This window comes from Streptomyces prunicolor, assembly GCF_045162825.1.
In the GTDB taxonomy this organism is placed as follows: Bacteria; Actinomycetota; Actinomycetes; order Streptomycetales; family Streptomycetaceae; genus Streptomyces; species Streptomyces prunicolor.
Map to the genome: position 1 here is coordinate 308,326 of NZ_CP108676.1, position 24,122 is coordinate 332,447.

21 protein-coding genes and 1 riboswitch are annotated in these 24,122 nt (G+C 69.2%); of the genes, 13 read left to right on the forward strand and 8 right to left on the reverse strand.

Annotated features, from left to right (window positions below; genetic code table 11):
- Nucleotides 1-10: 10 nt before the first annotated feature.
- Together OG588_RS01330 and OG588_RS01335 are read left to right on the forward strand one after the other, a co-directional pair.
- Nucleotides 11-337, forward strand: a complete 327-nt coding sequence (locus tag OG588_RS01330; protein WP_019056862.1) for an SCO5918 family protein — start codon at nucleotides 11-13, stop codon at nucleotides 335-337.
- A gap of 157 nt (nucleotides 338-494) precedes the next feature.
- A complete protein-coding gene (locus tag OG588_RS01335; protein ID WP_405945651.1) occupies nucleotides 495-1,940 on the forward strand; it encodes a glyceraldehyde-3-phosphate dehydrogenase in 1,446 nt (481 codons plus the stop codon).
- Nucleotides 1,941-2,040: 100 nt separating this feature from the next.
- Here OG588_RS01335 and OG588_RS01340 read toward each other — a convergent pair whose 3' ends face one another.
- The gene (locus tag OG588_RS01340; protein WP_405945652.1) at nucleotides 2,041-4,089 is read right to left on the reverse strand and encodes a DUF1996 domain-containing protein; all 2,049 of its coding nucleotides are present in this window, start codon (nucleotides 4,087-4,089) and stop codon (nucleotides 2,041-2,043) included.
- Nucleotides 4,090-4,423: 334 nt separating this feature from the next.
- A riboswitch (cyclic di-AMP (ydaO/yuaA leader) is annotated at nucleotides 4,424-4,597 on the forward strand.
- A gap of 8 nt (nucleotides 4,598-4,605) precedes the next feature.
- Between OG588_RS01340 and OG588_RS01345 the strand changes: the two genes are divergently transcribed.
- Both OG588_RS01345 and OG588_RS01350 read left to right on the forward strand, forming a co-directional pair.
- Nucleotides 4,606-6,252, forward strand: coding sequence for an NlpC/P60 family protein (locus OG588_RS01345; protein ID WP_405945653.1), 1,647 nt, complete (start codon nucleotides 4,606-4,608; stop codon nucleotides 6,250-6,252).
- 197 nt (nucleotides 6,253-6,449) lie between these two features.
- Nucleotides 6,450-6,908, forward strand: coding sequence for a hypothetical protein (locus OG588_RS01350; protein ID WP_317773855.1), 459 nt, complete (start codon nucleotides 6,450-6,452; stop codon nucleotides 6,906-6,908).
- A 1-nt stretch (nucleotide 6,909) separates the two neighbouring features.
- Here OG588_RS01350 and OG588_RS01355 read toward each other — a convergent pair whose 3' ends face one another.
- Nucleotides 6,910-7,770 (reverse strand): endonuclease/exonuclease/phosphatase family protein, encoded by an 861-nt coding sequence (locus OG588_RS01355; RefSeq protein ID WP_405945654.1) that lies wholly within the window; start codon nucleotides 7,768-7,770, stop codon nucleotides 6,910-6,912.
- A 158-nt stretch (nucleotides 7,771-7,928) separates the two neighbouring features.
- Between OG588_RS01355 and OG588_RS01360 the strand changes: the two genes are divergently transcribed.
- The 3 genes from OG588_RS01360 (at nucleotide 7,929) to gndA (ending at nucleotide 10,685) form a co-directional block, all read left to right on the forward strand.
- Nucleotides 7,929-8,462 carry a GtrA family protein gene (locus tag OG588_RS01360; protein ID WP_405945655.1) on the forward strand — a complete coding sequence of 178 codons (534 nt, stop codon included), beginning with the start codon at nucleotides 7,929-7,931 and terminating at the stop codon, nucleotides 8,460-8,462.
- 231 nt (nucleotides 8,463-8,693) lie between these two features.
- Complete coding sequence (locus OG588_RS01365; RefSeq protein WP_405945656.1) at nucleotides 8,694-9,071, forward strand: hypothetical protein; 378 nt, start codon at nucleotides 8,694-8,696, stop codon at nucleotides 9,069-9,071.
- A 144-nt stretch (nucleotides 9,072-9,215) separates the two neighbouring features.
- A complete protein-coding gene (gndA, locus tag OG588_RS01370; protein ID WP_405945657.1) occupies nucleotides 9,216-10,685 on the forward strand; it encodes an NADP-dependent phosphogluconate dehydrogenase in 1,470 nt (489 codons plus the stop codon).
- A 63-nt stretch (nucleotides 10,686-10,748) separates the two neighbouring features.
- Here the strand turns inward: gndA and OG588_RS01375 are convergent, their stop codons facing one another.
- Nucleotides 10,749-11,825, reverse strand: a complete 1,077-nt coding sequence (locus OG588_RS01375; RefSeq protein ID WP_398876730.1) for a LacI family DNA-binding transcriptional regulator — start codon at nucleotides 11,823-11,825, stop codon at nucleotides 10,749-10,751.
- A 203-nt stretch (nucleotides 11,826-12,028) separates the two neighbouring features.
- Between OG588_RS01375 and OG588_RS01380 the strand changes: the two genes are divergently transcribed.
- From OG588_RS01380 to OG588_RS01395, 4 genes are all read left to right on the forward strand, one after another.
- Nucleotides 12,029-12,955, forward strand: coding sequence for a carbohydrate ABC transporter permease (locus OG588_RS01380; RefSeq protein WP_384172572.1), 927 nt, complete (start codon nucleotides 12,029-12,031; stop codon nucleotides 12,953-12,955).
- A gap of 3 nt (nucleotides 12,956-12,958) precedes the next feature.
- The gene (locus tag OG588_RS01385; RefSeq protein ID WP_019056873.1) at nucleotides 12,959-13,909 is read left to right on the forward strand and encodes a carbohydrate ABC transporter permease; all 951 of its coding nucleotides are present in this window, start codon (nucleotides 12,959-12,961) and stop codon (nucleotides 13,907-13,909) included.
- A gap of 46 nt (nucleotides 13,910-13,955) precedes the next feature.
- The gene (locus OG588_RS01390; protein WP_366095319.1) at nucleotides 13,956-15,299 is read left to right on the forward strand and encodes an extracellular solute-binding protein; all 1,344 of its coding nucleotides are present in this window, start codon (nucleotides 13,956-13,958) and stop codon (nucleotides 15,297-15,299) included.
- 142 nt (nucleotides 15,300-15,441) lie between these two features.
- Nucleotides 15,442-17,496 (forward strand): beta-galactosidase, encoded by a 2,055-nt coding sequence (locus tag OG588_RS01395; protein WP_405945658.1) that lies wholly within the window; start codon nucleotides 15,442-15,444, stop codon nucleotides 17,494-17,496.
- Here OG588_RS01395 and OG588_RS01400 read toward each other — a convergent pair.
- The 5 genes from OG588_RS01400 to OG588_RS01420 form a co-directional block, all read right to left on the reverse strand.
- On the reverse strand, nucleotides 17,489-18,136 hold the full coding sequence (locus OG588_RS01400; RefSeq protein WP_405945659.1) for a response regulator: 648 nt from the start codon (nucleotides 18,134-18,136) through the stop codon (nucleotides 17,489-17,491). The genes OG588_RS01395 and OG588_RS01400 overlap by 8 nt on opposite strands.
- A complete protein-coding gene (locus OG588_RS01405) occupies nucleotides 18,133-19,380 on the reverse strand; it encodes a sensor histidine kinase (RefSeq protein WP_405945660.1) in 1,248 nt (415 codons plus the stop codon). The genes OG588_RS01400 and OG588_RS01405 overlap by 4 nt, the downstream gene beginning before the upstream one ends.
- An 85-nt stretch (nucleotides 19,381-19,465) precedes the next feature.
- Nucleotides 19,466-20,536 carry an ABC transporter substrate-binding protein gene (locus tag OG588_RS01410; RefSeq protein WP_405945661.1) on the reverse strand — a complete coding sequence of 357 codons (1,071 nt, stop codon included), beginning with the start codon at nucleotides 20,534-20,536 and terminating at the stop codon, nucleotides 19,466-19,468.
- A 249-nt stretch (nucleotides 20,537-20,785) separates the two neighbouring features.
- Entirely contained in the window at nucleotides 20,786-21,532 is a 747-nt protein-coding gene (locus OG588_RS01415) for a hypothetical protein (RefSeq protein ID WP_405945662.1), read from the reverse strand.
- Nucleotides 21,529-22,107 carry a TetR/AcrR family transcriptional regulator gene (locus OG588_RS01420; RefSeq protein ID WP_398844700.1) on the reverse strand — a complete coding sequence of 193 codons (579 nt, stop codon included), beginning with the start codon at nucleotides 22,105-22,107 and terminating at the stop codon, nucleotides 21,529-21,531. Before OG588_RS01420 ends, OG588_RS01415 begins: the two co-directional genes overlap by 4 nt.
- 120 nt (nucleotides 22,108-22,227) lie before the next feature.
- On the opposite strand from OG588_RS01420, the gene OG588_RS01425 reads away from it, so the two are divergent.
- Both OG588_RS01425 and OG588_RS01430 read left to right on the forward strand, forming a co-directional pair.
- Nucleotides 22,228-22,602, forward strand: a complete 375-nt coding sequence (locus OG588_RS01425) for a DUF2218 domain-containing protein (RefSeq protein WP_405945663.1) — start codon at nucleotides 22,228-22,230, stop codon at nucleotides 22,600-22,602.
- Nucleotides 22,603-22,819: 217 nt separating this feature from the next.
- Nucleotides 22,820-23,995, forward strand: coding sequence for a permease (locus tag OG588_RS01430; RefSeq protein WP_405945664.1), 1,176 nt, complete (start codon nucleotides 22,820-22,822; stop codon nucleotides 23,993-23,995).
- The last annotated feature ends 127 nt before the right edge of the window (nucleotides 23,996-24,122 follow it).

The following is a 24,122-nucleotide window of genomic DNA, read 5'->3' on the forward strand; positions in this document are numbered from 1 at the left end:
GTGAGGCAACATGCGCTGTGTCATCGCCCGGTATCCCTTCGACCTCACCAAGATGGGTGTCCTGGAGACGATGAAGGGCATCAAGCCCGAGCTGGTCACGGGTGAGTCCGTGACCATCGGGCGGCGCCGCTACCCCGTCAAGCAGGTGGGGCAGGTCATCACCCGGCAGGACCCCCGCGACTTCAACAGCGGCGAGGTCATCCGGGCCATGACCCGGCTCGGCTTCACCTGCCACGGACTGCCCGAGGCCGTGCCCGTGCACGTCCTGACTCCGCTGGAGAACGCGTCGGCCCTGCTGGGCAGCGGCGCGGCCCAGGACGTGTCGGAAACCGTGTAGAAGCGACACCAGTACAGCCGAAAGGGCCCTGCCGACGCACGTCGGCAGGGCCCTTTCGGCGTTCCGGGCCTGCCACGGGCCGGGCGGTACCCCTGCTGAACGAGCAGATGAACAGCGGGTTAGCATATGAGCGCCGCCTAGCTCGAAAGAGAATTCTGTGCCTGTCAACGAGGACTCGTTCACCAACTGGAAGACCCGCGAGGAGATCGCGGAGTCGATGATCCCGATGATCGGGAAGCTGCACCGCGAGCGGGACGTCACGGTCCTGCTGCACAGCCGCTCCCTGGTCAACAAGTCGGTGGTCAGCATCCTCAAGACCCACCGGTTCGCCCGCCAGATCGCCGGCGAGGAGCTCTCCGTCGTCGAGACCCTCCCCTACCTGCGGACGCTCACCACGCTCGACCTGGGCCCCTCGCAGATCGACATCGGCATGCTCGCCGCGACCCACCGCAGCGACGAACGCGGCCTGTCCGTCGAGGAGTTCACCGCCGAGGCCGTCGCCGGCGCCACCGGCGCCGACAAGATCGAGCGCCGCGAGGGCCGCGACGTCGTCCTCTACGGCTTCGGCCGCATCGGCCGCCTGGTCGCCCGTCTGCTCATCGAGAAGGCCGGCTCGGGCAACGGGCTGCGGCTGCGCGCCATCGTCGTACGACAGGGTGGCGAACAGGACATCGTGAAGCGCGCCTCGCTGCTGCGCCGCGACTCGATCCACGGCCAGTTCCAGGGCACGATCACCGTCGACGAGGCCAGCAACACGATCATCGCCAACGGCAACGAGATCAAGGTGATCTACGCGGGCGACCCGTCCGAGGTCGACTACACGGCGTACGGGATCAAGGACGCCATTCTCATCGACAACACGGGCAAGTGGCGTGACCGGGAAGGACTTTCGCAGCATCTGCGGCCCGGGATCGACAAGGTCGTGCTGACCGCGCCCGGCAAGGGCGACGTCCCGAACATCGTGCACGGCGTCAACCACGACACCATCAAGCCGGACGAGCAGATCCTGTCCTGCGCGTCCTGCACCACCAACGCGATCGTGCCGCCGCTGAAGGCGATGGCCGACGAGTACGGTGTGCTGCGCGGCCATGTGGAAACCGTCCACTCGTTCACCAACGACCAGAACCTGCTGGACAATTACCACAAGGCCGATCGTCGCGGCCGTTCGGCGCCGCTGAACATGGTGATCACCGAGACCGGTGCCGCCTCCGCCGTCGCCAAGGCGCTGCCCGACCTGAAGGCGCCGATCACCGGCAGCTCGATCCGGGTCCCGGTGCCGGACGTGTCGATCGCGATCCTCAGCCTGCGGCTCGGCCGCGAGACCACCCGCGCCGAGGTCCTGGACCACCTCCGCGATGTCTCGCTCACGTCTCCGCTCAAACGGCAGATCGACTTCACCACCGCCCCCGACGCGGTGTCGAGCGACTTCATGGGCTCGCGCCACGCCTCGATCATCGACGCGGGCGCCACCAAGGTCGACGGCGACAACGCGATCCTCTACCTCTGGTACGACAACGAGTTCGGCTACTCCTGCCAGGTCGTCCGGGTCGTCCAGCACGTCTCCGGGGTCGAGTACCCGACGTATCCCGCGCCGGCTGTCTGAGGTCTTCTGCCTCGCGCGTTGAACATGTGACGGCCCGGCCACCCCCAAGTCGGGGCGGCCGGGCCGTCGTTGTCACAGACGTGCACGGACGTGCTGTGTGTCAGCGTGTACTGCGCTTACCTCGGTAGAGCACCACGAATCCGGCGATGAGAAGCAGCGCGCCGGCCACGGCGGGCCACAGATTCGCGCCGGTCTCCGCCAGTCCGCCCTGTGCCTGCGGTTGGTTGGGGCCTACGGCTGCGTAGCTCTCCCCGCCCGAGGACGAGTCAGGCGGCGTCGCCGTGGGGCTGCCGACCTGGCCGCCGGAGCCGTTGTCCGAACTCCCCTGCGTCTCGGTCGACTTGGACCCCTCGGTCTTCGTGTCGGCCTTGGGGACCGAGACCGCGGTCGTCAGGTCACCGGGGTCGGTGGTCTGGGTGTCCGTGGGCTCGGGGGCGTTGGTCTCGGTGTCCGGGGCGCTCGTCGCGGGATCCGCGGTGGGCTGGTCGGCGTTGTCACCATTCCCGGCGTTGCCGCCGTTGCCGCCGTTCCCCTCATTGCCGCCGTTCCCGCTGGGCGCGTCGGACGCGGAGCCGGAGGGCGCCGCCGTAGCGGTGTCGGTGGCCGTCGGGGACGCCTCCGGGTCACCCGAGCCGCCGCCCGAACCCGAGCCGCCGCCCGAACCGCCGCCGGTACCGGGGTCGTCGTCCGTCCCGGCGCCGCACTTCTTGCCGTCGTTGATGCAGTTGACCATGTCCTTCATCAGGCCCTCGTCGAAGACGTTGATGAAGTCGCCGTGGTCCGTGACGGGCTTGTGCTGCTGCTCGGGGAAGGAGTCCACCGCGAACAGCGGGGTCGTCTTGCCACCGTCCTGGAGGCTCGGCGCGTTCACGTCGTAGACGATCCGCTGCACCAGCTGCGGAATGGCCTCGAAGCCCGCCGGGCAGGAGCCGTCGGCGGCCTCGAAGGCCACGTGGGTGCGGTGGTTGGCGCTGTCGATGTTGCGGCCGTCCCAGCAGCTCTGGAACTTGAAGGTGCGCACCACGTCGCTGCCCGCGGGGCACAGCGGGTACTTGTCCTTGAGCTGCCGGTCCTCGAACCCGGTGCAGCTCCAGGAGGCGTTGGCGTTGGCCGGGCCGTTCACGAAGGCCTTGGCGTCGCCGGTGATGATGCGCAGGAGGCGCGGCATCGCGACGACCTTGCTCTTCGGGTTGCCCACGAACGTCAGCGTGGCCGCCTTCGCGGTGACGATCTGACCGGAGTTGCCCTCGGTACCGCCGCCGGGCTTGTCGGCGTCCTGCTCCTGCTTGCCGTTCTGCAGGCGCAACACGGGCCAGTAGTAAGTGGACTTGTCGCCCGGGTTCTCACAACTCGTGTCGGCCTTCGCCAGGTCGTCGTCGCTCGCGAAGGCGTTGTTCGACTGGTTGCCGATGTAGTCGTGGAAGTGGTGGGCGCCGTTGGTGACTCCGGGCGCGACGATCACGTTGTCCGAGTTGAACAGGCCGTTCTCGTTGACACCGCACGCGGTGACGAACGTGCCGCGGGAGGCGTCGGCCTGGTCCTGCGGGGTGTTCACGTTGGGCTGTACGGAGGTGATGTCCGCGTAGTCCGAGGCGACGGGCCCGTTGCTGGACTGCTGGTTGCCCTGCTGGTCCTGGCCGTCGCCCTGCTGCTGGTCCTGGCCGGTCGGGTCGGCGCTACCGCTCTGGTCGTCGCCCCCGCTGCCGTTCTCGTCGCCGTTCGTGGGGGCGATCAGGGTGCAGCCCGCGAGGGCGTCGAGGCCTTCCGGGCGGTCCCCGACACGCGCGATGGCGTCGCCGATCCGTCCGATGGTCGCGGCGCGCTTCTCCTTCAACGGATTCATGATCGCGTTGTCGGCGAAGGAGGCGTCCTGGCGGATGGACTCCGTCGAGTCCTTCAGTTTCTGGTAGGCCTCGGTTATCTGCTGGTCCAGAAGCGCGAGTTGGGTGTCGACCTCGGTCTTCGCCTCGTCGGGGACCGTTGTCAACTGGGTGCCGATGTCCGGGCAGTCGATCGTGGCGCCGTCCGAGGCCGCATCCGGAGACCCTTGTTGGGCAGAATCACCGCCCCAACCACCTTCGGACGCCGACGCGTAGACGTTCGCCGCCACCAGTCCTCCGCCGCCCAGCATCAGGGCGACTGCTGCCATCGTCGCGCGTCGTGCGCCTGTGGGGCGTCTGCGCGTGTTGCGTGCCAAGGAAGTTGCTCCTACACGTATCGGTCGGCCCGGATCGTCCCGGCATGGAAATCCCCCGTTCCAATACGGAGCCGGACGCCGGTGTGTTCAACCGTCCCAAAAATTCATAGCGACCTCATATGGATCACCCGGCCCGGCGGACCCATGAGCCCGCGACACGTTTGGGAGAGGTAAAGGTCACAAAAACGTATCGGACATATCGCGCTTCAACCTTCACACGAGGCACACACGTTGGCTAAGTTGGCGCTCAGACCGTACGACCTACTCCGGCGATCAGCGCCGGGCCGCACGGTTTGCGCCGAATCCGGTCTGTCGCTCGCGACAGCCGGAACCGGGGACCCAACCGACTTGGGGTGAATCGGCCCAACTGCCCATCCGGGCAAGGGTCGTAGGGCAATCCTTCCGTGATCGGCCGCCCGAACCCGACAGCTAACTCGGTAGGCGCGATACGGAAGGAGCACGTCTGCCATGCCGGCAGAACGAAGTACGCGCACCGGAGGCAGTGGCCCCACCGTGGACGACCGACCCAGCCGTGACGAAGTGCAGCGGCGGATCAACTCCCTTTACGACAGGGCCGAGACGGCCACCGGAAACTACAACGCCACGCGCAAGATGTCCGGCGCTCCACGCCAGCGTGTCGAGCCCCGTCCCAGCGCGTCGCGTCCTTCCGACCCCGCTCAGGACGCCGTCACCCGGCAGTTGTTCGACCGCGCCCGCGCTCAACTGGGCCCGACCGTACCGGCGGCCCTACCGCCCCGCAGGACTCCCGCCCGTCCGGCCGCAGCCCGGCCCGAGCGGTCCGAACGGCGCCCCGAGCCCGAAGGCGGCGCCCGAGCACTTGAGGCGCAGTCCGGCCGCGCCGTGGCCGAACTGACCGCGGGGACCGGAGTGCCGGGGCCCGCCGCCCCTCAACTCGCGGCGCCTGTCGCCGAGTTGACAGCCGGACCCGTCGCCGCACTGCCGCCCGCCGCGCCGCAAGCCCCCCAGATGCCTCAGATCGCCGCGGTGCAGGCATCTCAGGCACCACAAATGCAGCAGATGGCCCAGATGCCCCAGGCGACCGTCCTCGACCTGCCGCCCGTGCCGTCCATCGAGGTGCCGCCCACGCCCGTCATGGAGGCACAGCAGTTCGCCGTCGCGACTGCCCCGGCACCGGCCTTCGACCCACTCACCGCGGATCTGAACCTGCTCCCGTACATCGCCGCTCCGCGCGCCGAACAGGCCCCGGCGAGTGCCACCTGGCCGCCCGCGCAGACCAACTGGCCCACAGCGGAGACGACTTGGTCGACCGGGGCGATGCCCATGGTCCCCGAACAGCAGACGTGGTCGACCGGGCAGCTGCCCGTCATGCCCGAGCAGCAGGCCTGGGGCACGGGGCAGCTGCCCATCGTGCCCGAACAACAAGCCTGGGCCACAGGCCAGATGCCGGTCGTGCCCCAGCAACAGGCCTGGGAAACAGGGCAGCTGCCCGTCCTCCCCGAGCAACAGGTCTGGGCCACAGGCCAGATGCCCATGGTGACCGAGCAGCGCACCTCGTACCTCACGCCTCAACCGGACTGGCGTCCGCCGCAGCAGGAGTGGCAGCCGACCCCACCCGCCGCCGAGGTCTCCTTCGCCGCGGCCCCGGTCGTCGCTCCCGAGTTCACCCTGCCCACGGCTCCGACGATGGCCCCGGAGATCATTCTTCCTCCGGCCCCGACCATCAGCCCGGCGCCCGCCGCGGCCGTACCCGCCGCACTGCAGGACCCCACCACGCTCAGCAAGACCAGCACCGCGCTCGCCTTCGCCCGCGCACAGATCGGCAGGCCGTGTCTGTGGGGCGCGGCGGGACCGGACGCGTACGACTGCTCCAGCCTCACCCAGGCCGCCTGGAAGGCCGCGGGCGTCCTCCTCCCGCGCACCGCCCAGGAACAGTCCGGCGCCGGCGCGCTCGTCCCGCTCGCGGACATCCGCGCGGGCGACCTGATCTTCTTCTACGACAGCATCGACCACGTCGGCCTCTACACCGGCAACGGCCTGATGATCCACGCGCCGAGCCCGGGTACGCCGATACGCGAGGAGTCGATCTTCTACGCCGGTGCCGCCGCCATCCGGGGCGCCGTACGGCCCGCCTGATCCGATCGGGGCCGGGCATTTCCCGGCCCTGACCGCACACCCCGCGACACTCCCGGCCAACCGCGTCATGGACCCGTACGAGTGGTGCATCCTGGGACACGGTCGTAGCGTCGACAGAGACACGACGACCGTGCCCCGGCAGGCGGGCCCACCGCTGGTGCGGGGTGACGAGGACGAACAGGCGGCCGGGAGCGGACATGTACAAACACACCATGGTCGGAATCGTCACGCTCTGTGCCGCGGCCCTGCTCGGTCCGGCCGTCGCCACCTCGTCGGCGGCCCCGACCACGGTCCCGGTGACCGCCCACCGCCAGCTCCAGGACCCCGTGCTGGTCGACTGCCTCTGGCACCCCGAGGTGCGCCCCACCGACTTCATGCTCGCCTGCGGCGACGGCAACAGCCGCCTCACGTCGCTGCGTTGGACGGACTGGAACGCCAACTCCGCGACGGCCACGGGCGTGAACGTGGTGAACGACTGCAAGCCCTATTGCGCGGTGGGCAAGTTCCACTCGTTCCCGGTCACCGTCCGGCTCGACACCCCGCAGACCTGGAAGCGGCACCCGCAGGTGCGGCAGTACACCGAAATCACCCTGACGTACCCGGGCGCGAGGCCGGACAAGTTCCAGCACACCGTGACCTACCCCCTGTGGAACTGACTCAGAGCGCCAGCTCCACCACGAGCGGCCGGTGATCCGAGATCGCCGTCCTGGGCGCGTGCGCTGTCCCTACGGCGTCCACGCCGAGCCCCGTCGTCATGATGTGGTCGAGCTGGACGAGCGGCCGGTGTGACGGAAAGGTCGCCCGCCGCGCCGAACTCCGCCAGCCACGCGGCGCGGTCGCGTTCAGGGTGAGCCGGGGAAGCGCGCCGAAGAGGTTGAAGTCGCCCATCAGTAGCCGGGGTTGGGGAAGATCGGCGATCCAGCGGCGCACGGTGCGCAGTTGCCCGATGTTCCACCCCGGCACGAACGAGAGATGGACGGCCACGACGGTGAACGGGCCGTGCGGTCCTTCCACCACGGCGGCCAGGGCGGCCCGGGGCTGATCCCGGGCCAGCACCGGAGCGGCCCGCCCGGCCACCCGCAACGGCATACCGAAGGGTGCCGCCGGGAGCCGTAGGGCACGCCACTCGTGGACCGGGAGTCGGGACAGCAACGCCAGTCCGTGCGACGGGACTTGGGGCTGCCGGGCCTCGGGGCCGTAGACGCGCATGCCGGGTTCGTCCGGGTCGAGGACCCAGCCCCGGCCCGGCACGGAACGGCAGTGCAGCGCCGTCGCGTACCGCCAGTCCCGCGCGCCCATCGCATCAGCGGCGACCGCCGCCTGATCGACACCGCCCGACCGTTCCTGGAGCCGGTCGACCTCCTGGAGCGCCACCACATCGGCGTCCAGGGACGCGACGGCTTCGGCGAGGGGCGCCGAGGGCTCGTCGGGGGCAGCGGGCGTCGGGCGGCCGTCCGGCTGGATCCGCCGGCCGTGCAGCACGTTGAACGTCGCGCATCTCACCAGTAACTCACCCATGATCAGGCCGCATTGTACGTAGTCCGTCTGTGGGAGGGGCTCCCCCGTCGCGAAACTATACTTGCGTAACTCAACGACTCCGCTATGGTTGAGTAAGTCAAGCAAACTTACGCGGTCGCATCGCAGAGGCGCAGCGTACGGAGCGGATGGAGACCGCCATGGACGACGCGCCCCGGATCCCGGCCGCTCCCGGTCCGCTCGCCTCCTTCGCCCGGTTCACGGCACTGGGAGGCGGTGTCGGGCTTCTCTCCAGCGGCGCGGTGGCCCTGCTGGCGGAGCAGCTGCCCTGGGCACTGGCGAACGCGCTGATCACCGTCGCCTCCACCCCCCTCTGCACGGAACTCCACGCCCGCTTCACCTTCGCCTCGGGTCGGCACGCCGGATGGCGCCGGCACTGGCAGTCGGCGGGCTCGGCAGCGGCGGCCTACCTGGTGACCTGCGCCGCGATGTTCGTCCTGCACCTGGTGCAGTCGTCGCCGGGGGCACTGACCGAGCAGGCCGTGTACCTCGGCGCGTCCGGTCTCGCCGGCCTCGCCCGCTTCCTGCTGCTGCGCATGTACGTCTTCGCCACCGGTCGTGACCGGACGGCCGTGAACGCGTCGTGGCAACTCCAGCGCCCTCAGGGCATGTTGGAGGCTCCGACTACCGTGGGCACGTTGCAGCAGCGGCAGTTCGCGCTCGCCTCCAGCTGACCTCCCCCGGTGATCAGTTACGCTGACCGTTTCCAAATAACAGGCGGCGGGGGCATGTTCACCAAGCGATTGATAGCGGGCGGACTCACAGCACTTCTGGTCGGAACGCTCAGCTCATGCGGCAGCGGCAGCGGAAGCGGGAGCGGGAGCAGCGACAGTACGCAATCCGTATCCGGCGTCGGGCAGGGCAGTTCGAGCACCCCGCAGAAGGCCCGGTCGACCCCCGACACCGTGACCGGACTCCGTGACTCGGTCCGCCATCTCGCCAAACAGACGACGAGGGCCACGCGGCCGCACACGGTCACCAAGTGCACGCCCGCCACCAAAAGGGTCCAGCACAAGTCCAGTTCGGGATCGGGCTCGAAGAAGAAGACCCGCACCTGGTACACCACGGAGCAGTACCGGAAGTGCTCGAAGGTGCGCAGCGGCACCGAGACGTACACCCGGATCGTCCGCGCGGAACGGTGGTGCGTGAGCCTCGACGACGTGGGCGGCAACACCGCGAAGGACGACGTCTGGTACCAGGTCACGCGCGCCGTCTACGACAAGGTCCGCACCGCGGACGACCACGCGCGCGTGGAATTCGCCCCGGCCGGAACGGGTTGCTGAAAAGTAGGTCCGACTGCGGGGCGCCGGAACGAATTACGAATCGGGTCCCCGGACTTCGAGTCAATTCGTGATCACAGACGTACCTGCGGTCATGGGCGCCCCGCGCCGACCCGCCACGTCACCGACCCGGAGAACAGGCACCCCATGAACGCATCCGCACCGCACGACCCCGCCGCCGACGGAACCGCCCAGATCGGCGTCACCGGCCTCGGCGTGATGGGCCGCAACCTCGCACGCAACTTCGCCCGCAACGGCTACACGGTCGCCGTCCACAACCGATCGCCGCACCGCACCCATGAGTTGATGAAGGAGTACGGCGACGAGGGCGCCTTCGTCCCGGCCGAGACGGCCCAGGAGTTCGTGGCCGCGCTCGAGAAGCCCCGCCGCCTGATGATCATGGTGCAGGCCGGTCCGGCCACCGACGCCGTGATCGACGAGTTCGCCGCGCTCATGGAGCCCGGCGACATGATCATCGACGGCGGCAACGCCCACTTCGCCGACACCCGCCGCCGCGAGGCCGCCCTGCGCGACAAGGGCCTGCACTTCGTCGGCGCCGGTGTCTCCGGCGGTGAGGAGGGCGCGCTGAACGGGCCATCCATCATGCCCGGCGGTTCGGCGGAGTCGTACGCCGTGCTGGGTCCGATGTTCGAGTCCGTCAGCGCGAAGGTCGACGGCGAGCCCTGTTCCACGCACATCGGGACCGACGGCGCCGGGCACTTCGTCAAGATGGTGCACAACGGCATCGAGTACGCCGACATGCAGCTCATCGCCGAGGCGTACGACCTGCTGCGCCAGGTCGGCGGCTACACCCCGGCCGAGATCGCGGAGATCTTCCAGCGCTGGAACGAGGGACGGCTCGGTTCCTATCTGATCGAGATCACCGCCGAGGTCCTCGGTCACACCGACGCGGAGACCGGCAAGGCGTTCGTCGACATCGTCACCGACGCGGCCGGTCAGAAGGGCACCGGTCGCTGGACCGTGCAGACCGCGCTGGAGCTGGGTTCGCCGGTCACCGCGATCGCGCAGGCCACCTTCGCGCGCGCCTCGTCCAGCCAGGGCGACCTGCGCGCCGCCTACCGCGGACTGCCCGGCGGCACCACTCCCCCGCTGAGCCGCACCGAGGCCGACCGGTTCACCGCCCAGGTCGAGCAGGCGCTGTACGCCTCGAAGGTCATCGCCTACGACCAGGGCTGGAAGATGATCCAGGACGCGGCGACCGAGTTCGACTGGTCGATCGACCTCGCCGCGGTCGCCGGGATCTGGCGCGGCGGCTGCATCATCCGCGCCTCCTTCCTCGACCGCATCCGTGCCGCGTACACGGCCGACCCGGCGCTGGTCAGCCTGCTGGGCGAGGAGCGTTTCGCGCAGGAGATCGGCGACGCCCAGGTCCCCTGGCGTGAGGTGGTCGCCTCCGCGGCCCGCCGTGGCATCCCCGTGCCGGCGTTCTCCGCCGCGCTGTCGCACTACGACACGCTGCGCGCCGACCGGCTGCCGGCGGCCCTGCTCCAGGGCCAGCGCGACTTCTTCGGCGCGCACACCTACGGCCGTACGGACCGCACCGGCATGTTCCACACTCACTGGTCCCGGCCCGGCCGCCCGGAGACGACGGCCTGAGCCGTGCGCGCATGACGTTCCGGCCCTCCTGCTCAGGCAGGGGGGCCGGAGTTCTGTGTGCCGCTACCCGACGGGCGGTGCCGTGCTGTCACGTATGACGAGTTGCGTGGGCACCAGCGTGGTGCCGTGCTCGTCGCCGCGCTCCCGCATCCGCCGTAGGACACCCTCCACGCACAGCCGGCCGACCTCGGCGAAGTCCTGGTGGACGGTGGTCAGGGGCGGCAGGAAGGAGCCGGCCTCGGGGATGTCGTCGAAGCCGATGACGCTGACGTCCTCGGGGATGCGCCGGCCGCGCTCGTGCAGGGCCCGCAGCAGGCCCAGTGCCATCTGGTCGTTGGCCGCGAACACCGCTGTGCAGTCGGCCTGTTGGGCGAGTTCCAGTCCCACGCGGTAGCCGGATTCCGCGGACCAGTCGCCGCGTACGACGGGGGGCACGGGCCGTCCCGCGTCGGTGAGTTCGGCGCTCCAGGCGTCGGCCCGGCGCTGGGCCGCGAAGGACTCCTCGGGGCCGGCCAGGTGCCAGACCGTGCGGTGGCCGAGGTCGAGGAGGTGGCGTACGGCGGCTCGCGCGCCGCCGTTCTGGTCGGTGTCGACCACGCTGTAGCGGTCGCCCGCGTCGGAGTCGGCGACGACGACCTGGACATGGGGCGGCAGGGAGATGGTCGCCGCGTCCAGGAGGTGGACCTCCATGATGGCGATGACCGCGTCGACGGCGAGTTCACCGAGGCGCGAGAAGGCGCCGCGCACCTCGTCCTGGGTGGGCACGGCGACCGGCAGGAGCGTGACGGCGTAGCCCTCGTGCGCTGCGGAGGTGGCGATCGCCTCCAGGGTGCGCATGTTGCCGGTGGTGGAGAGGTTGAAGGTGATCACGCCGATGGTGCGGAACTCCCCGCGTTTCAGCGCGCGGGCCGCGCTGTTGGGCCGGTAGCCCAGCTCCTTCATGGCGGCGAGGACCTGTTGCCGGGTCTCCTCGTTGACGCCCGCGAAGCCGTTGGACACGCGGGAGACCGTCTGTGACGACACTCCGGCGACGCGCGCGACATCCGCCATGGACGCGCTCGGGGCACGTCTCGACGACCGTTTCCCGGTGCGTCTGCGTGGCTTCTCCGTACCGCCCGGGGCACCGTCCACTGTGTCCACCTGTATCCCTCACATATCGATCCGATCGCCTCGGCCGTGTTTCCGCAAACGACCCTTGACCACCGACATTGGGGCAGTGTAGACATGCCGCCATCAGATGTTTACGTAAACATAACAGCCCGGGGCCGTTCCGGACCGTGCCGTTTACGCAACATCGCGACGGCGTGAGACGCCGGTTCCGAGATGGACGAGCGAGGAACTACATGACGACGCTTCAACCCCCTGCGGCCGCGACTCGGCCTCCTACCAGGCCGTCGGCGAAACGGGACCGACGATCCTGGACAGGGTGGGGTTTCATCGGACCCTTCGCGGTGGTCTTCGCCTTCGTCTTCCTGGCTCCGATCGCGTACTCGATCTACCTGAGTCTCTTCCGCGACCAGCTCATCGGCGGCAACCACTTCGTCGGCCTGGACAACTACAAGCAGGCCTTCCAGGACGACCAGTTCTGGTCCTCCCTGGAGCGGGTCTCGCTGTTCCTGGTGATCCAGGTGCCGATCATGCTCGGCATCGCCCTGTTCGTGGCGCTCGCCCTGGACAGCGGCCGGCTCTTCGGCCGGGACTTCTTCCGGATCTCGATCTTCCTGCCGTACGCCGTGCCCGCCGTGGTCGCCACCCTGATGTGGGGCTTCATGTACGGCACCCAGTTCGGTCTGGTCGGTGACATCAACAGCGCGTTCGACGTCACGCTGCCCGACCCGCTCTCCGCGCACCTGGTGCTGGCGTCGATCGGCAACATCGTCACCTGGGAGTTCGTCGGCTACAACATGCTGATCTTCTACTCCGCGCTGCGGGTCATCCCGAACTCGCTCTACGAGGCGGCGGAGATCGACGGCGCCGGGCAGTTCCGCGTCATCACGGCCATCAAGCTCCCGGCGATCCGCGGCGCCCTGGTCATCGCGACGATCTTCTCGATCATCGGCAGCTTCCAGCTCTTCAACGAGCCGAGCATCCTGCGACCGCTGGCGCGCAACGCGATCACGACGGACTACACGCCGAACTTCTACACGTACTCACTGTCCTTCAACGGACAGCAGCACAACTACTCCGCGGCGGTCGCCATCATCATGGGCCTGATCACCATGGTCATCGCCTACGTCGTGCAGCTCCGCGGCATGCGCAAGGGAGCCTGAGCCATGAGCACCCCCGTCACCACCGCCTCTCCCTCCGCATCGGCCGCGTCCGGCGGCGGCTCCAAGAACGCCCCCCGGCTGCGCACCCCGCGCAAGAAGCACTCCCCCGGGCGCCCCAAGCGCAGCATCCTGCTGACCGTGCTCACCGGTCTGATCCTGGTCTACACCGTGGTGCCGCTGCTGTGGCTGGTCATCAACGCGACCAAGACCCAGGCGGGACTCGCCGACTCCAACGGCCTGTGGTTCGCCCACCACTTCGCCCTCTGGTCGAACATCCACGACACGTTCACCTACCACGACGGCATCTTCGTCCGCTGGCTGCTGAACACCCTGCTCTACGTCGTGCTCGGCGCCGGCGGTGCCACCTTCCTGTCGATCCTCGGCGGCTACGCGCTGGCGAAGTTCAACTTCCCCGGCAAGCGCGCCATCTTCGCCGTGGTCATCGGCGCGGTCGCCGTCCCCGGTACGGCTCTCGCGGTGCCGACGTTCCTGATGTTCAGCAAGATGGGGCTCACGGACACCCCGTGGGCGGTGATCATCCCCTCGCTGGTCTCGCCGTTCGGCCTGTATCTGATGTGGGTGTTCGCCACCGAGGCCATCCCGGTCGAGCTCCTCGAAGCCGCGCGGATCGACGGAGCGGGCGAGATCCGCACCTTCTTCCAGGTCTCGCTGCCGCTGCTCGCGCCCGGTGTCGTGACGGTCCTGCTGTTCACCACGGTCGCGACGTGGAACAACTACTTCCTGCCGCTCATCATGATCAAGAACCCGGACTGGTACCCCCTGACCCTGGGACTGGACGCCTGGAACTCCCAGGCCCAGACGATCGGTGGTGACGTCATCTTCAACCTGGTGATCACGGGTTCGCTGCTCACCATCGTGCCGCTGATCGCCGCGTTCCTGCTGCTCCAGAAGTACTGGCAGTCCGGGCTCGCCGCCGGAAGCGTCAAGGAATAACCCAACCCTCAAGTAGTCCCACCCACGAAGAAGTGGAAGCACCTCCATGCGCAGAACTACCGGCCGCCTGCTGCGCGGCATGGCTCTCCTCTCCGTCCTCGCCCTGGGAGCGACCGCCTGCGGCGGCTCCGACGACGACAGCTCCAGCAGCACCAAGGCGGTCTCCGCCGCGGACATCCAGGCGGCTCTCAAGAAGGGCGGCTCGGTCACTGTCTGGGCCTGGGAGCCCACGCTGAAGACGGTCGCCGCCGACTTCCAGAAGAAGTACCCGAAGGTCAAGATCAACCTGGTCAGCGACCGGTCCGGTGACAAGCACTACACCGCGCTGTCGAACGCCATCGCGGCCGGCAAGGGCGTCCCCGACGTCGCCCAGGTCGAGTACTTCGCGCTGAGCCAGTACTCCCTCACCAAGGGCCTGACCAACCTGGCGCCGTACGGTGCCGACAAGCTGGCCTCCAAGTACACGGCCGGTCCGTGGAACGCGGTGAGCGACGGCGACAAGGTCTACGGCCTGCCGATGGACTCGGGCCCGATGGCGATGTTCTACAACAAGAAGGTCTTCGACAAGTACAAGATCGCCGTCCCGACCACGTGGGACGAGTACGTCGTCGCTGCCCAGAAGCTGCACAAGGCCGACCCGAAGGCCTACATCGCGGCCGACGCCGGTGACGCGGGCTTCACCACCAGCATGCTGTGGCAGGCCGGTTCGCGCCCCTACAAGGTCGACGGCACCAAGGTGACGATCAACTTCGAGGACGCGGCCGCCAAGAAGTACACCGACACCTGGCAGAAGCTGATCGACCAGAAGCTCGTCGCGCCCATCAACGGCTGGACGGACGACTGGTACAAGGGCCTCGGTGACGGCACCATCGCCACCCTGACCACCGGTGCCTGGATGCCCGCCAACTTCGTCAGCGGTGTCTCCGGTGCCTCCGGTGACTGGCGCGCGGCCCCGATGCCGCAGTGGACCGCGGGCGGCAAGGCCAGTGCGGAGAACGGCGGTTCGTCCCTCGCCCTGCCCACCCTGGGCAAGAACAAGGAACTGGCCTACGCGTTCGTCGAGTACGCCAACGCCGGCGCCGGCATCCAGACCCGCGTGAACGAGGGCGCCTTCCCGGCGACCAAGGCTGAGCAGCAGTCCGCGGCGTTCCAGGACAAGGAATTCCCGTACTTCGGCGGGCAGAAGGCCAACAAGATCTTCGCCGAGTCCGCGGCCGAGGTCGCTTCCGACTGGTCGTACCTGCCCTTCCAGCAGTACGCCAACTCGATCTTCAACGACACCGTCGGCAAGGCCTACATCTCGGGCACCACGCTGGCTCAGGGTCTGAAGAGCTGGCAGGACGCCTCGATCAAGTACGGCAAGGAGCAGGGCTTCACGGTCTCGAAGTGACCCGCTCGAAGTAACCGGCTCGAAGAAGTAACCGGCACCACCTCGGGAGCCGCCGCTGAGCAGCGATCGCTCAGCGGCGGCCCGCCCGGAATCCACCACGCATCTCGTACCGCCCGCCTGTGCAGTAACCGGAAGGACCATCATGATCTCCACCCTCCTGTCCCAGTTGCGGCACGGGCCGGACGGTGAGCCCACCACCCCCCGTCTCGCCTACGGCGCCGACTACAACCCGGAGCAGTGGCCGCGCGAGGTGTGGGACGAGGACATCCGGCTGATGCGCGAGGCCGGCGTCAACGTCGTCTCGGTGGGGATCTTCTCCTGGGCCCGCATCCAACCCGCCCGGGACGCATGGGACTTCGGCTGGCTCGACGAGGTCATGGACCTGCTGCACGCGGGCGGCATCGGCGTCGACCTGGCCACCGCCACCGCGTCCCCGCCGCCGTGGCTGAGCACGGAGCACCCGGAGATCCTCCCGGTGACAGCCGCCGGTGAGACCCTGTGGCCCGGGGGCCGCCAGCACTGGCGCCCCACCTCGCCCGTCTTCCGCGAGCATGCGCTGCGCCTGGTACGGAAGTTGGCCGAGCGCTACGCCGACCACCCCGCGCTGGTCGCCTGGCACGTCTCGAACGAGCTCGGCTGCCACAACGTCTACGACTACTCCGACGACGCGGCCCGCGCCTTCCGCGACTGGCTGCGCGCCCGCTACACCACGATCGACACGCTCAACCAGGCCTGGGGCACGGCGTTTTGGTCCCAGCGGTACAGCGACTGGGAGCAGATCCTGCCGCCCCGACTGGCCGCCTCCTTCCCGAACCCAACCCAGCAACTGGACTTCAAGCGCTTCTCCTCCGACGCGCTCAAGGACCATCTCCGCGCGGAACGCGACCTGTTGCGCGAGATCACGCCCAACGTGCCGGTCACCACCAACTTCATGGTGATGGGCAACACCAAGGGCATGAACTACGCCGACTGGGCCGCCGAGATCGACTTCGTCTCCAACGACCACTACGTGCTGCCCGGTTCACAGGACCGCGACGAACTGTCCTTCTCCGCGAACCTCGTCAGCGGCATCTCCGCCGGCAAGCCATGGTTCCTCATGGAGCACTCCACCAGCGCCGTCAACTGGCAGCCCGTCAACGTGGCCAAGCGCCCCGGCGACCTGGCCCGTGACTCCCTCCTGCACGTCGCGCACGGCGCCGACGCCGTCTGCTACTTCCAGTGGCGCCAGTCGGCGGCCGGCGCCGAGAAGTACCACTCCGCGATGGTGCCGCACGCCGGTGAGGACAGCGAGGTCTTCCGCGCGGTGGCCGAACTCGGCCGCACGCTGCGGACGTTGGCCCCCGTCGCCGGGTCGGACCGTGAGACGGCCCGGGTCGGCATCGTCTTCGACTGGGAGTCCTGGTGGGCCAGCGAGCAGGACTCGCACCCCACCGACCGGCTCGACTACCGCCAGGAAGCGCTCGACTGGTACTCCGCCCTCCTCGACCTCGGCGTCCGCGCCGACATCGTCACCGCGCATACCGCCCTGGACCGCTACGACGTGGTGATCACGCCGGTGCTGCACATGATCCCGGCGGCCCTGTCCAAGGAACTCACGCGCTACGTCGAGCAGGGCGGCCACCTGGTCTCCACGTACTTCTCCGGTGTCGTCGACGAGAACGACCACATCTGGCTCGGCGGCTACCCGGGCGCCCTGCGCGATCTGTTGGGCATCCGCATCGAGGAGTTCGGCCCGCTGCTCGACGGCGACACGGTCGAGCTGGACCTCGGCGGCGCCGCCACGGGCTCCCTGTGGACCGACCGGATCACGGTGACCGACCCCGAGGTGGAGGTGCTGGCCCACTACCGCAGCGGTACGTACACCGGGCGCCCCGCCGTCACCCGCCGTACGGTGGGCGGGGGTTCGGCGGCGTACGTCTCCACGCGCCTGGGCCGTGCCGGACTCGCCGGTCTGCTCCCCGAGTTGCTCGCGCCCGCCGGTGTCGGCAGCGAACTCCCGGACACCGCGCGGGGAGTTGTCGAGCTGACCGTGCGCCGGAACACCGACAGCCGCTACCTGTTCCTGGTCAACCGGACCGACGACACAGTGCCGTTGACCGGACTGTCCGGGGAACTGCTGGTCGGCAGCGCGGGCGAGGACGGTTTCCCCGTGCTCTCCCCCAGGGAGGTCGCCGTAGTGAGCCGGCCCGTCAGGTGAGTTCGAGCAGCCCGCGGCGGACGGCCTCCGACACGGCCGCCGCCCGGTTGTCGACCTTGAACTTGCGGTAGATCCGCACGAGATGGGTCTTGACCGTGGCCTCGCTGAGGAACAACGCCTCGGCGATGGCCCGGTTGCTGTGCCCCTCGGCCATCAGCCGGACGACCTCGACCTCGCGCGCGGTCAACTCCTGGGCGGGGCTGACCACTTGGCCGACCAGTTCACCGACGACGTCCGCCGCGAGCCCGACCGATCCGGCGGCGGCCGTCCGGACCGCCTGGAAGAGTTCCTCCGGCGGCCCCGCCTTGAGCACATAGCCGCGGGCGCCCGCCTCCAACGCCCGTACGACATCGGCTCGTCCGGCATAGCTGGTCAGCATGACCACCGCGACGCCCGGTGCCCGTACGGCGAGCCGTCGGACGGCCTCGACGCCGTCGATCCCACTCCCCGGCCCGGCGAACCGCAGATCCATCAGCGCGACATCGGGCGTCACCTGGGCCGCCAGGCGCACGGCTTCCTCACCGCTGCCGGCCTCGGCGATCACATCGAGGTCCGGCTCGCCGTCGAGCAGGGCGCGCAGTCCGGCCCGTACGACGGCGTGGTCGTCCGCGATGAGGAGCCGGAACGGTCCGCCGGTCATGAGGCGGTCGCCGCGATGAGAGGTGCGACCGGCCGGATCCGGGGCAGTGCGGAGACCGTGGCGCGGACCCTGGTCCCCCGGCCCGGCACGCTGCTCACGTCGAGGTCTCCGCCGCATTCGCGCAGTCGAGCCCTGGCCGCGGGCAGCCCGAAGCCGCGGTCCGCGCGGGCACCGGCCGCGAAGGCCGCGGCGGGGTCGAAGCCCAGCCCGTCGTCTCTCACTTCGAGTTCCACCCGGTCCCGGTGCCGCCGGTAGGTGACCAACACGCTTGCCGCGCGGGCGTGTTCGCGTACGTTCGCCAGTGTGCTCTGGGCGACACGGAAGAGGGTGGTGGCCGTGTGCTCGTCGAGTACCGGCTGATGCGCGCCCACCGCGTGGAACCGGACGCTGGCTCCGGCGCCCTCGGTCCGTGACCGGGCGCACAGCAGCCGCAACGCGTCCTCCAGGCCCGCCTCGGCGACGGCGGCGGGAGTGAGGTCGCGAATGATCCGCCGGGTCTCCGCCAGGTTCGCGCCGAGTCCGTCGGCCACGGCGCGGACCCGGGTGCGCGCCACGTCCGGCCGCTCGTCCCAGTCCCGCTCGGCGACCTGCAGCATCATGACGCTGCCGGCGAGTTCCTGGGCCAGTGTGTCGTGCAGGTCGCGGGCGATGCGGGTGCGCTCCGCGAGCACACCGGCCTGGCGCTGCTGCTCCGCCAACGTGTCCCGGGTGTCCCGCAGTTCCTCCACGAGCCGCTGACGGACGGCCGCGTCCCGCTGCTGGGTCCGGTACAGGGCGACGGTCGCCCACACCGCCGCGACGGGCACCAACGCGACCTCGGCGTCGAACCGGCCCGTGGCCCGGACGAGCGACCCGACGAGCACGACGGTGATCACGGCCACGGTCACCACGGCGGCTCGCCGGCCGAGCACGCGCAGGGCGGCGCAGGCGAGCGGCAGGGCGCACCACACGTAGGCCGTCGTCAGCGGTGCCTGGGTGAGGAAGGTCAGCACGGTCCACAGCAGGACCAGTACGGGGACCCACGCCCGCCTGCCGAGCGGCCCGAGCCGGTCCCACCACGTGAGCCCGGCCGCATACACCAGCGCCAGCGCTCCGCTGAGGCTCACGATGTACCAGCACAACGGGACGTCGATCAGGGCGAGCCGGACGAAGCCCGCCCCGACGACGAGGAACAGCGCGAGATGGGAGACGTACTCCAGGGTGTGCCGACCGCCGCGAGCGGTCAGCGGAGCGCGAGCGGACACGGCAGATCCCCTTGGGCCGAAAGATCCGGACAGGGTTCCCGAGTCTATCGACCACCTGTATGACCGGTGTGAACAGTGGGGTCCGTCACGCCCCCGGGTGCAGCCCCAGCCAGCCCGGCGAGGGATCGCCCTTGACCTCGCCGAAGTAGAGGGCGAAGGTCTGCTTCCAGCGCTCGATCTGCGCGCGGTCGGCCATAAAGGCGGGGAAGCCATCGATGTTGGCGTTCGGGTACTCCCAGATCGGCTTCAGTCCCGCCGGGAGCGTGGTGTCGGTCCGTACCGACCAGCCGTTGAAGGACGCCCCCTGCTGGGCGTCGGACAGCTGCCAGTTGAGGTAGAGCTGGGCGGCCGTGGTGTTCTTGGCCTGCTTCAGGATCGCGGCGCGCTGGCCCCAGGCCATGAAGGGGTGGCCCTCGGGGACGACCCACCGCACGGGGGACGTGGAGACCAGCGTGCCCGACGAGCCGACGCCGATCGCCTTCTGCCCGGCGCGGACCGCGTCTCCCGGGGAGTTGCTGCCCCGGGCGAACCGCACGTCCTGTGCGGCGAACGCGGCCACCCATTCCCAGCCGTACCGCTGCGCGTAGAGCGAGTAGAGGTAGAGGGACGCGTCGTCGTCGTGCGGGTACGACGAGGCGATCTTCCCCTTCCACTTCGGGTCGATCAGTTCGAGTGGGGACCTCGGGGCGTCCGCACCGACCGCGTCGACGCCGTACAGGAAGCTGAAGGCCACCGCGGCGATGCCCACCCAGGCGCCCTGCGGATCCTTGAACTTGTCGTAGACCTTCGAGAACCCGGCCGGCTTGTAGGGCAGCAGGCGACCCTGCTCCTTCCACCGCGTGAAGTCCTGCAGGGTCTGGAGCTGTACGACGTCGGGTACCAGGGTGTCGGTCGCGAACTGGTTGTCCACGCGCACGTCGTGGTACTTGCTGTAGTCGACGATCAGCGTCAGATCGATGTCGGGGAAACGCTTCCGGAAGGCGGCCTTGGTGGCGTCCTGCTGGGTCGCCGTGTCACCTCCGGCGTAGATCACGAGCTTGCCGCCGTCCGCGAGGGCGGCCCGGTACAGCTCGTCGAGCGTTCTGGTCTCCTCCCGCGAGGACCGGAGGGACGGGGCGGCGGAGGCCGTCGTGGCCGTGGCACCGAGCACACTCATCCCGAGGGCGGCACCGGCTCCACCGGCAAGGACACGTCGTCTGCTGAGAAAACTGGACACGCTGTGGGGCCTCTCTGAGGGGGGCGTGAGGCCATGGACCGCGTGGGCGGAAGCCCGGCGCCATGGACATGCGTGATTCTTCAGCCGCCCAGGGGTCGTTCGCGTCGTCCGTACGGAGCGAGGGGTGCGCGAGAGGTTGAAGTCCCGTTCAACCGATCGGTTGAACGGGATGTCGCCGATCCCCTCCGCTCAGCCGTGCAGCATGGATCGCGCCGTGTCGCCGACCTGTCCCACCTGCTCGACGGTCAGGCGCCGGACGTCCCACAACAGTTCCGCCACGTCGGCCGCGGCCGGGTCCGGGGGCAGGACGACGTCGGGGAGGTCGACACCGGTGAGGACGGACAGGGTGTCAGCCGGAACATCGAGGACTGTCGAGAAGTCGGCCACCAGGTCGGAGGTCAGTTCCTTCCGGCCGTGGCCCACCGCCCCGTACGTGGACGCAGCCCAGTACCGGCCCGTCAGGCTCAGAAACGTCCGGGCCGTACCGCCCCAACTCAGATTCCGGTTACGGACCATCCGTACGAGCACACCACCAGGACCCCACCCAAACTGTTCATGCGCCCGCGGTGTCTCAACCGGCTGTGTGCGGTACTCCTGGGGCAACGACCGGACGAGTCGGCGTAGCAGGCGTCTGTCCTCCCGCGGCAGGCGCATGGCGTCCGGAACGAGGGATGCGGCCATAGATCCTGCCCTCGCGTCCAGGGGAGCCAGGTCATCCGGTACCGGCATGCCGGCGATCACGAACAGGTCCGCGGCGCGCAGCCGCAACGCGGGCGCGATTCCACGAAGCAGCGGCGGTTCGGGCACCGCCCCGGCAAACACCGACCGGAGTGCCGATTCCGGGATCCCGGTCGACCGACTCAGGTCGACAACATCCAGTTGGCGACGGTTCGCCAGCCGCGCCAGCAGCACGTCGAAGCCCGGGTATTCCGTCATCCCGCAGCCGGGCTCAGCCCCGTGACCGTGACCGTGACAAGTCGGCGTACCGCTGCCTTGGACGGCAGGGCGCCTGCGGCGGCGAGGGCGTGGAGGCAGTAGGTGGCGAGTTCGTCCGGGGAGACGTCGTCGCGGATGTCGCCGGACCGCACGCCCTCGGCCAGGAGTTCGCGGAGGAAGCGGTGGAGGTGTTGTTCGGCGCCGGTGACGTGTTCGCCCTGGTGCAGCAGCGCGCCGAGTTCGGGTCCGTGGCCGTGGCGTCGCTGCTGGATGAAGGCGTACGCCTCCAGTACCGCTCGCAGCCGTTCGCCCGCGCCGCCGGGGCCGTCCCGAAGTGCGGCGAGTTCGCGGAGATGGTCGGCGATCTGCTCCTCGTGCCACGCCGTCATGATCGATTCGACGTCCGGGAAGTACTTGTACAGCGTGGCCCGGCCGATGCCGCTCTCCTCGGCGATCTTCGACATCGTCACCGAACGCAGCCCACGCTCGGTCACCAGCACCGCCGTGGTCTCCAACACCGTCTCGCGTACGGCGCGGCGGTGCTCCTCGATGGTCTCGTTCCAGAGCTTCGGCACAGCCTCAGCATACGACTCGCCGCCATCGAGACATCATGCATTGACAGCGACACAGTGTCTCGATAAAGCTGGCGGGGCCGATACGCACGAGCCCCCTCGCCCGACCGAACCGAGGACCCCATGCCCACCGCCGAAGCACACATCCCCACCGACCGCGCCAGTCGCTACCTCGTCCAACTCTGCAAGCACTTCGCCAACAAGGGCCGCCACCTGACCCATCGCCCACGCACCACCCACACACTCCCGGAGCTCCGACCCGACCAGATCCAGGTCGAGTGGACGGACAGCGACGGGACGCTCCGTCTCCCGTGGGGGCAGTGCACCCTGCAAGCGATCCCCGGCACGCTGCGGGTGCGCGTCGAGGCCGACGACCAAGAGAACCTGGAGCGCCTTCAGGATCTCGTCAACACGCACATGGCCAGGTTCAGCAGGCGCGATCCGCTGCGGGTGGAGTGGGAGCCGTCCAGGCCCACACGCCGTGGACCGGCTGGGTAGTGGGGTTTCCGGTAACGGTTCTCGTGGTGAAGGCGACCCACGTGGGCGGTCTCGCTCTGCATCGACACGGGCGCCGCACCAGAGGACAGGTCCGGCCGAGCGGCGACCCGGTCTCCATCAGCACCACCCTTCCCCCCTCGCCCGCGGCACAACGCATGCGTTTGATACCCCCTAGGGGTATAGTCCTGCCAGACGCACACCGGAGAGGGGCGGGTTCATGGAAGCGATCGGGCACGCGTTGTCCATTGCGGGTTCGATGACCTGGGAGGTCACCTGGGCACTGATCCTCGGCTTCACGCTCTCCGCCGTCGTGCAGGCGGTGGTGCGCCGGTCGACGGTCGTGCGGCTGCTCGGTGACGACCGGCCGCGCACGCTCGCTCTGTCCGCCGGGCTCGGGGCTGCCTCGTCCTCCTGCTCGTACGCGGCCGTCGCGCTCGCCCGTTCCCTGTTCCGCAAGGGCGCGAACTTCACGGCGGCCATGGCCTTCGAGATCGCCTCCACCAACCTGGTCGTCGAACTCGGCGTGATCCTGGCCCTGTTGATGGGCTGGCAGTTCACCGCCGCGGAGTTCGTCGGCGGGCCGATCATGATCGTCGTCCTCGCGGTGCTGTTCCGCCTCTTCCTGCGTGAGCGTCTGCTGCGCGGGGCGCAGGAGCAGGCGGAGCGCGGGCTCGCCGGTTCCATGGAGGGGCACGCGGCGATGGACATGTCGATCGGGGGCGAGGGGAGCTTCGTACGGCGGCTGTTCTCCCGGGACGGGTTCACGTCCGTCGCGCACATCTTCGTGATGGAGTGGGCCGCGATCCTGCGCGACCTGGTGGCCGGGCTGCTGATCGCGGGCGCGATCGCCGCCTGGGTGCCGGACAGCTTCTGGCACACGTTCTTCCTCGCGGACCATCCCCTCGCCGCGAAGCTGGTCGGACCGCTCGTCGGCCCACTGGTGGCCATCGCGACCTTTGTCTGCTCGATCGGCAACGTGCCGCTCGCGGTGGTGCTGTGGAAGGGTGGCATCAGCTTCGGCGGGGTGATCGCCTTCATCTACGCCGACCTGCTGATCCTGCCGATCCTCAACATCTACCGGAAGTACTACGGCGCCCGGATGGCCGGCTTCCTGCTGGTCACCTTCTTCGCCGCGATGGCCGTCGCCGGGTACATCGTCGAGTTCGCCTTCGGCGGTCTTGGACTGATCCCGGACCAGGCCGACGCCAAGATCCCCGACGACGGGATCACCTGGAACTACACGACCTGGCTGAACATCGCCTTCCTGCTGCTGGCCGCGAGTCTGGTCGTTCGGTTCCTGCGCAGTGGCGGACCGGCCATGCTGCGGATGATGGGCGGTTCACCGGACGACGGCGGGCAGGAGCAGGAACACGAGCCCCACCATCACCACTAGGGCCTGTCCGGCGGATCCTGTCGCAGACGCGGGGCCTGATCAGGTGCCGTTGGTTTCCTGCGACCTGATCCGCCGGACAGGCCCTGGCCGGGGCCCCCGCCTCCCGCCGAATTCCCGCGCCGTCCCG

Excerpts from the sequence above, each read along its gene's own strand:
- OG588_RS01330 (WP_019056862.1), top strand. The coding sequence starts at position 11 with ATGCGCTGTGTCATCGCCCGGTATCCCTTCGACCTCACCAAGATGGGT.
- OG588_RS01410 (WP_405945661.1), bottom strand. The coding sequence starts at position 20,536 with ATGAGTGTGCTCGGTGCCACGGCCACGACGGCCTCCGCCGCCCCGTCC.
- OG588_RS01425 (WP_405945663.1), top strand. The coding sequence starts at position 22,228 with ATGCCCACCGCCGAAGCACACATCCCCACCGACCGCGCCAGTCGCTAC.
- OG588_RS01415 (WP_405945662.1), bottom strand. The coding sequence starts at position 21,532 with ATGACGGAATACCCGGGCTTCGACGTGCTGCTGGCGCGGCTGGCGAAC.
- OG588_RS01390 (WP_366095319.1), top strand. The coding sequence starts at position 13,956 with ATGCGCAGAACTACCGGCCGCCTGCTGCGCGGCATGGCTCTCCTCTCC.
- OG588_RS01340 (WP_405945652.1), bottom strand. The coding sequence starts at position 4,089 with ATGGCAGCAGTCGCCCTGATGCTGGGCGGCGGAGGACTGGTGGCGGCG.
- OG588_RS01350 (WP_317773855.1), top strand. The coding sequence starts at position 6,450 with ATGTACAAACACACCATGGTCGGAATCGTCACGCTCTGTGCCGCGGCC.
- OG588_RS01360 (WP_405945655.1), top strand. The coding sequence starts at position 7,929 with ATGGACGACGCGCCCCGGATCCCGGCCGCTCCCGGTCCGCTCGCCTCC.
- gndA (WP_405945657.1), top strand. The coding sequence starts at position 9,216 with ATGAACGCATCCGCACCGCACGACCCCGCCGCCGACGGAACCGCCCAG.
- OG588_RS01430 (WP_405945664.1), top strand. The coding sequence starts at position 22,820 with ATGGAAGCGATCGGGCACGCGTTGTCCATTGCGGGTTCGATGACCTGG.
- OG588_RS01345 (WP_405945653.1), top strand. The coding sequence starts at position 4,606 with ATGCCGGCAGAACGAAGTACGCGCACCGGAGGCAGTGGCCCCACCGTG.
- OG588_RS01355 (WP_405945654.1), bottom strand. The coding sequence starts at position 7,770 with ATGGGTGAGTTACTGGTGAGATGCGCGACGTTCAACGTGCTGCACGGC.
- OG588_RS01385 (WP_019056873.1), top strand. The coding sequence starts at position 12,959 with ATGAGCACCCCCGTCACCACCGCCTCTCCCTCCGCATCGGCCGCGTCC.
- OG588_RS01400 (WP_405945659.1), bottom strand. The coding sequence starts at position 18,136 with ATGACCGGCGGACCGTTCCGGCTCCTCATCGCGGACGACCACGCCGTC.
- OG588_RS01395 (WP_405945658.1), top strand. The coding sequence starts at position 15,442 with ATGATCTCCACCCTCCTGTCCCAGTTGCGGCACGGGCCGGACGGTGAG.
- OG588_RS01380 (WP_384172572.1), top strand. The coding sequence starts at position 12,029 with ATGACGACGCTTCAACCCCCTGCGGCCGCGACTCGGCCTCCTACCAGG.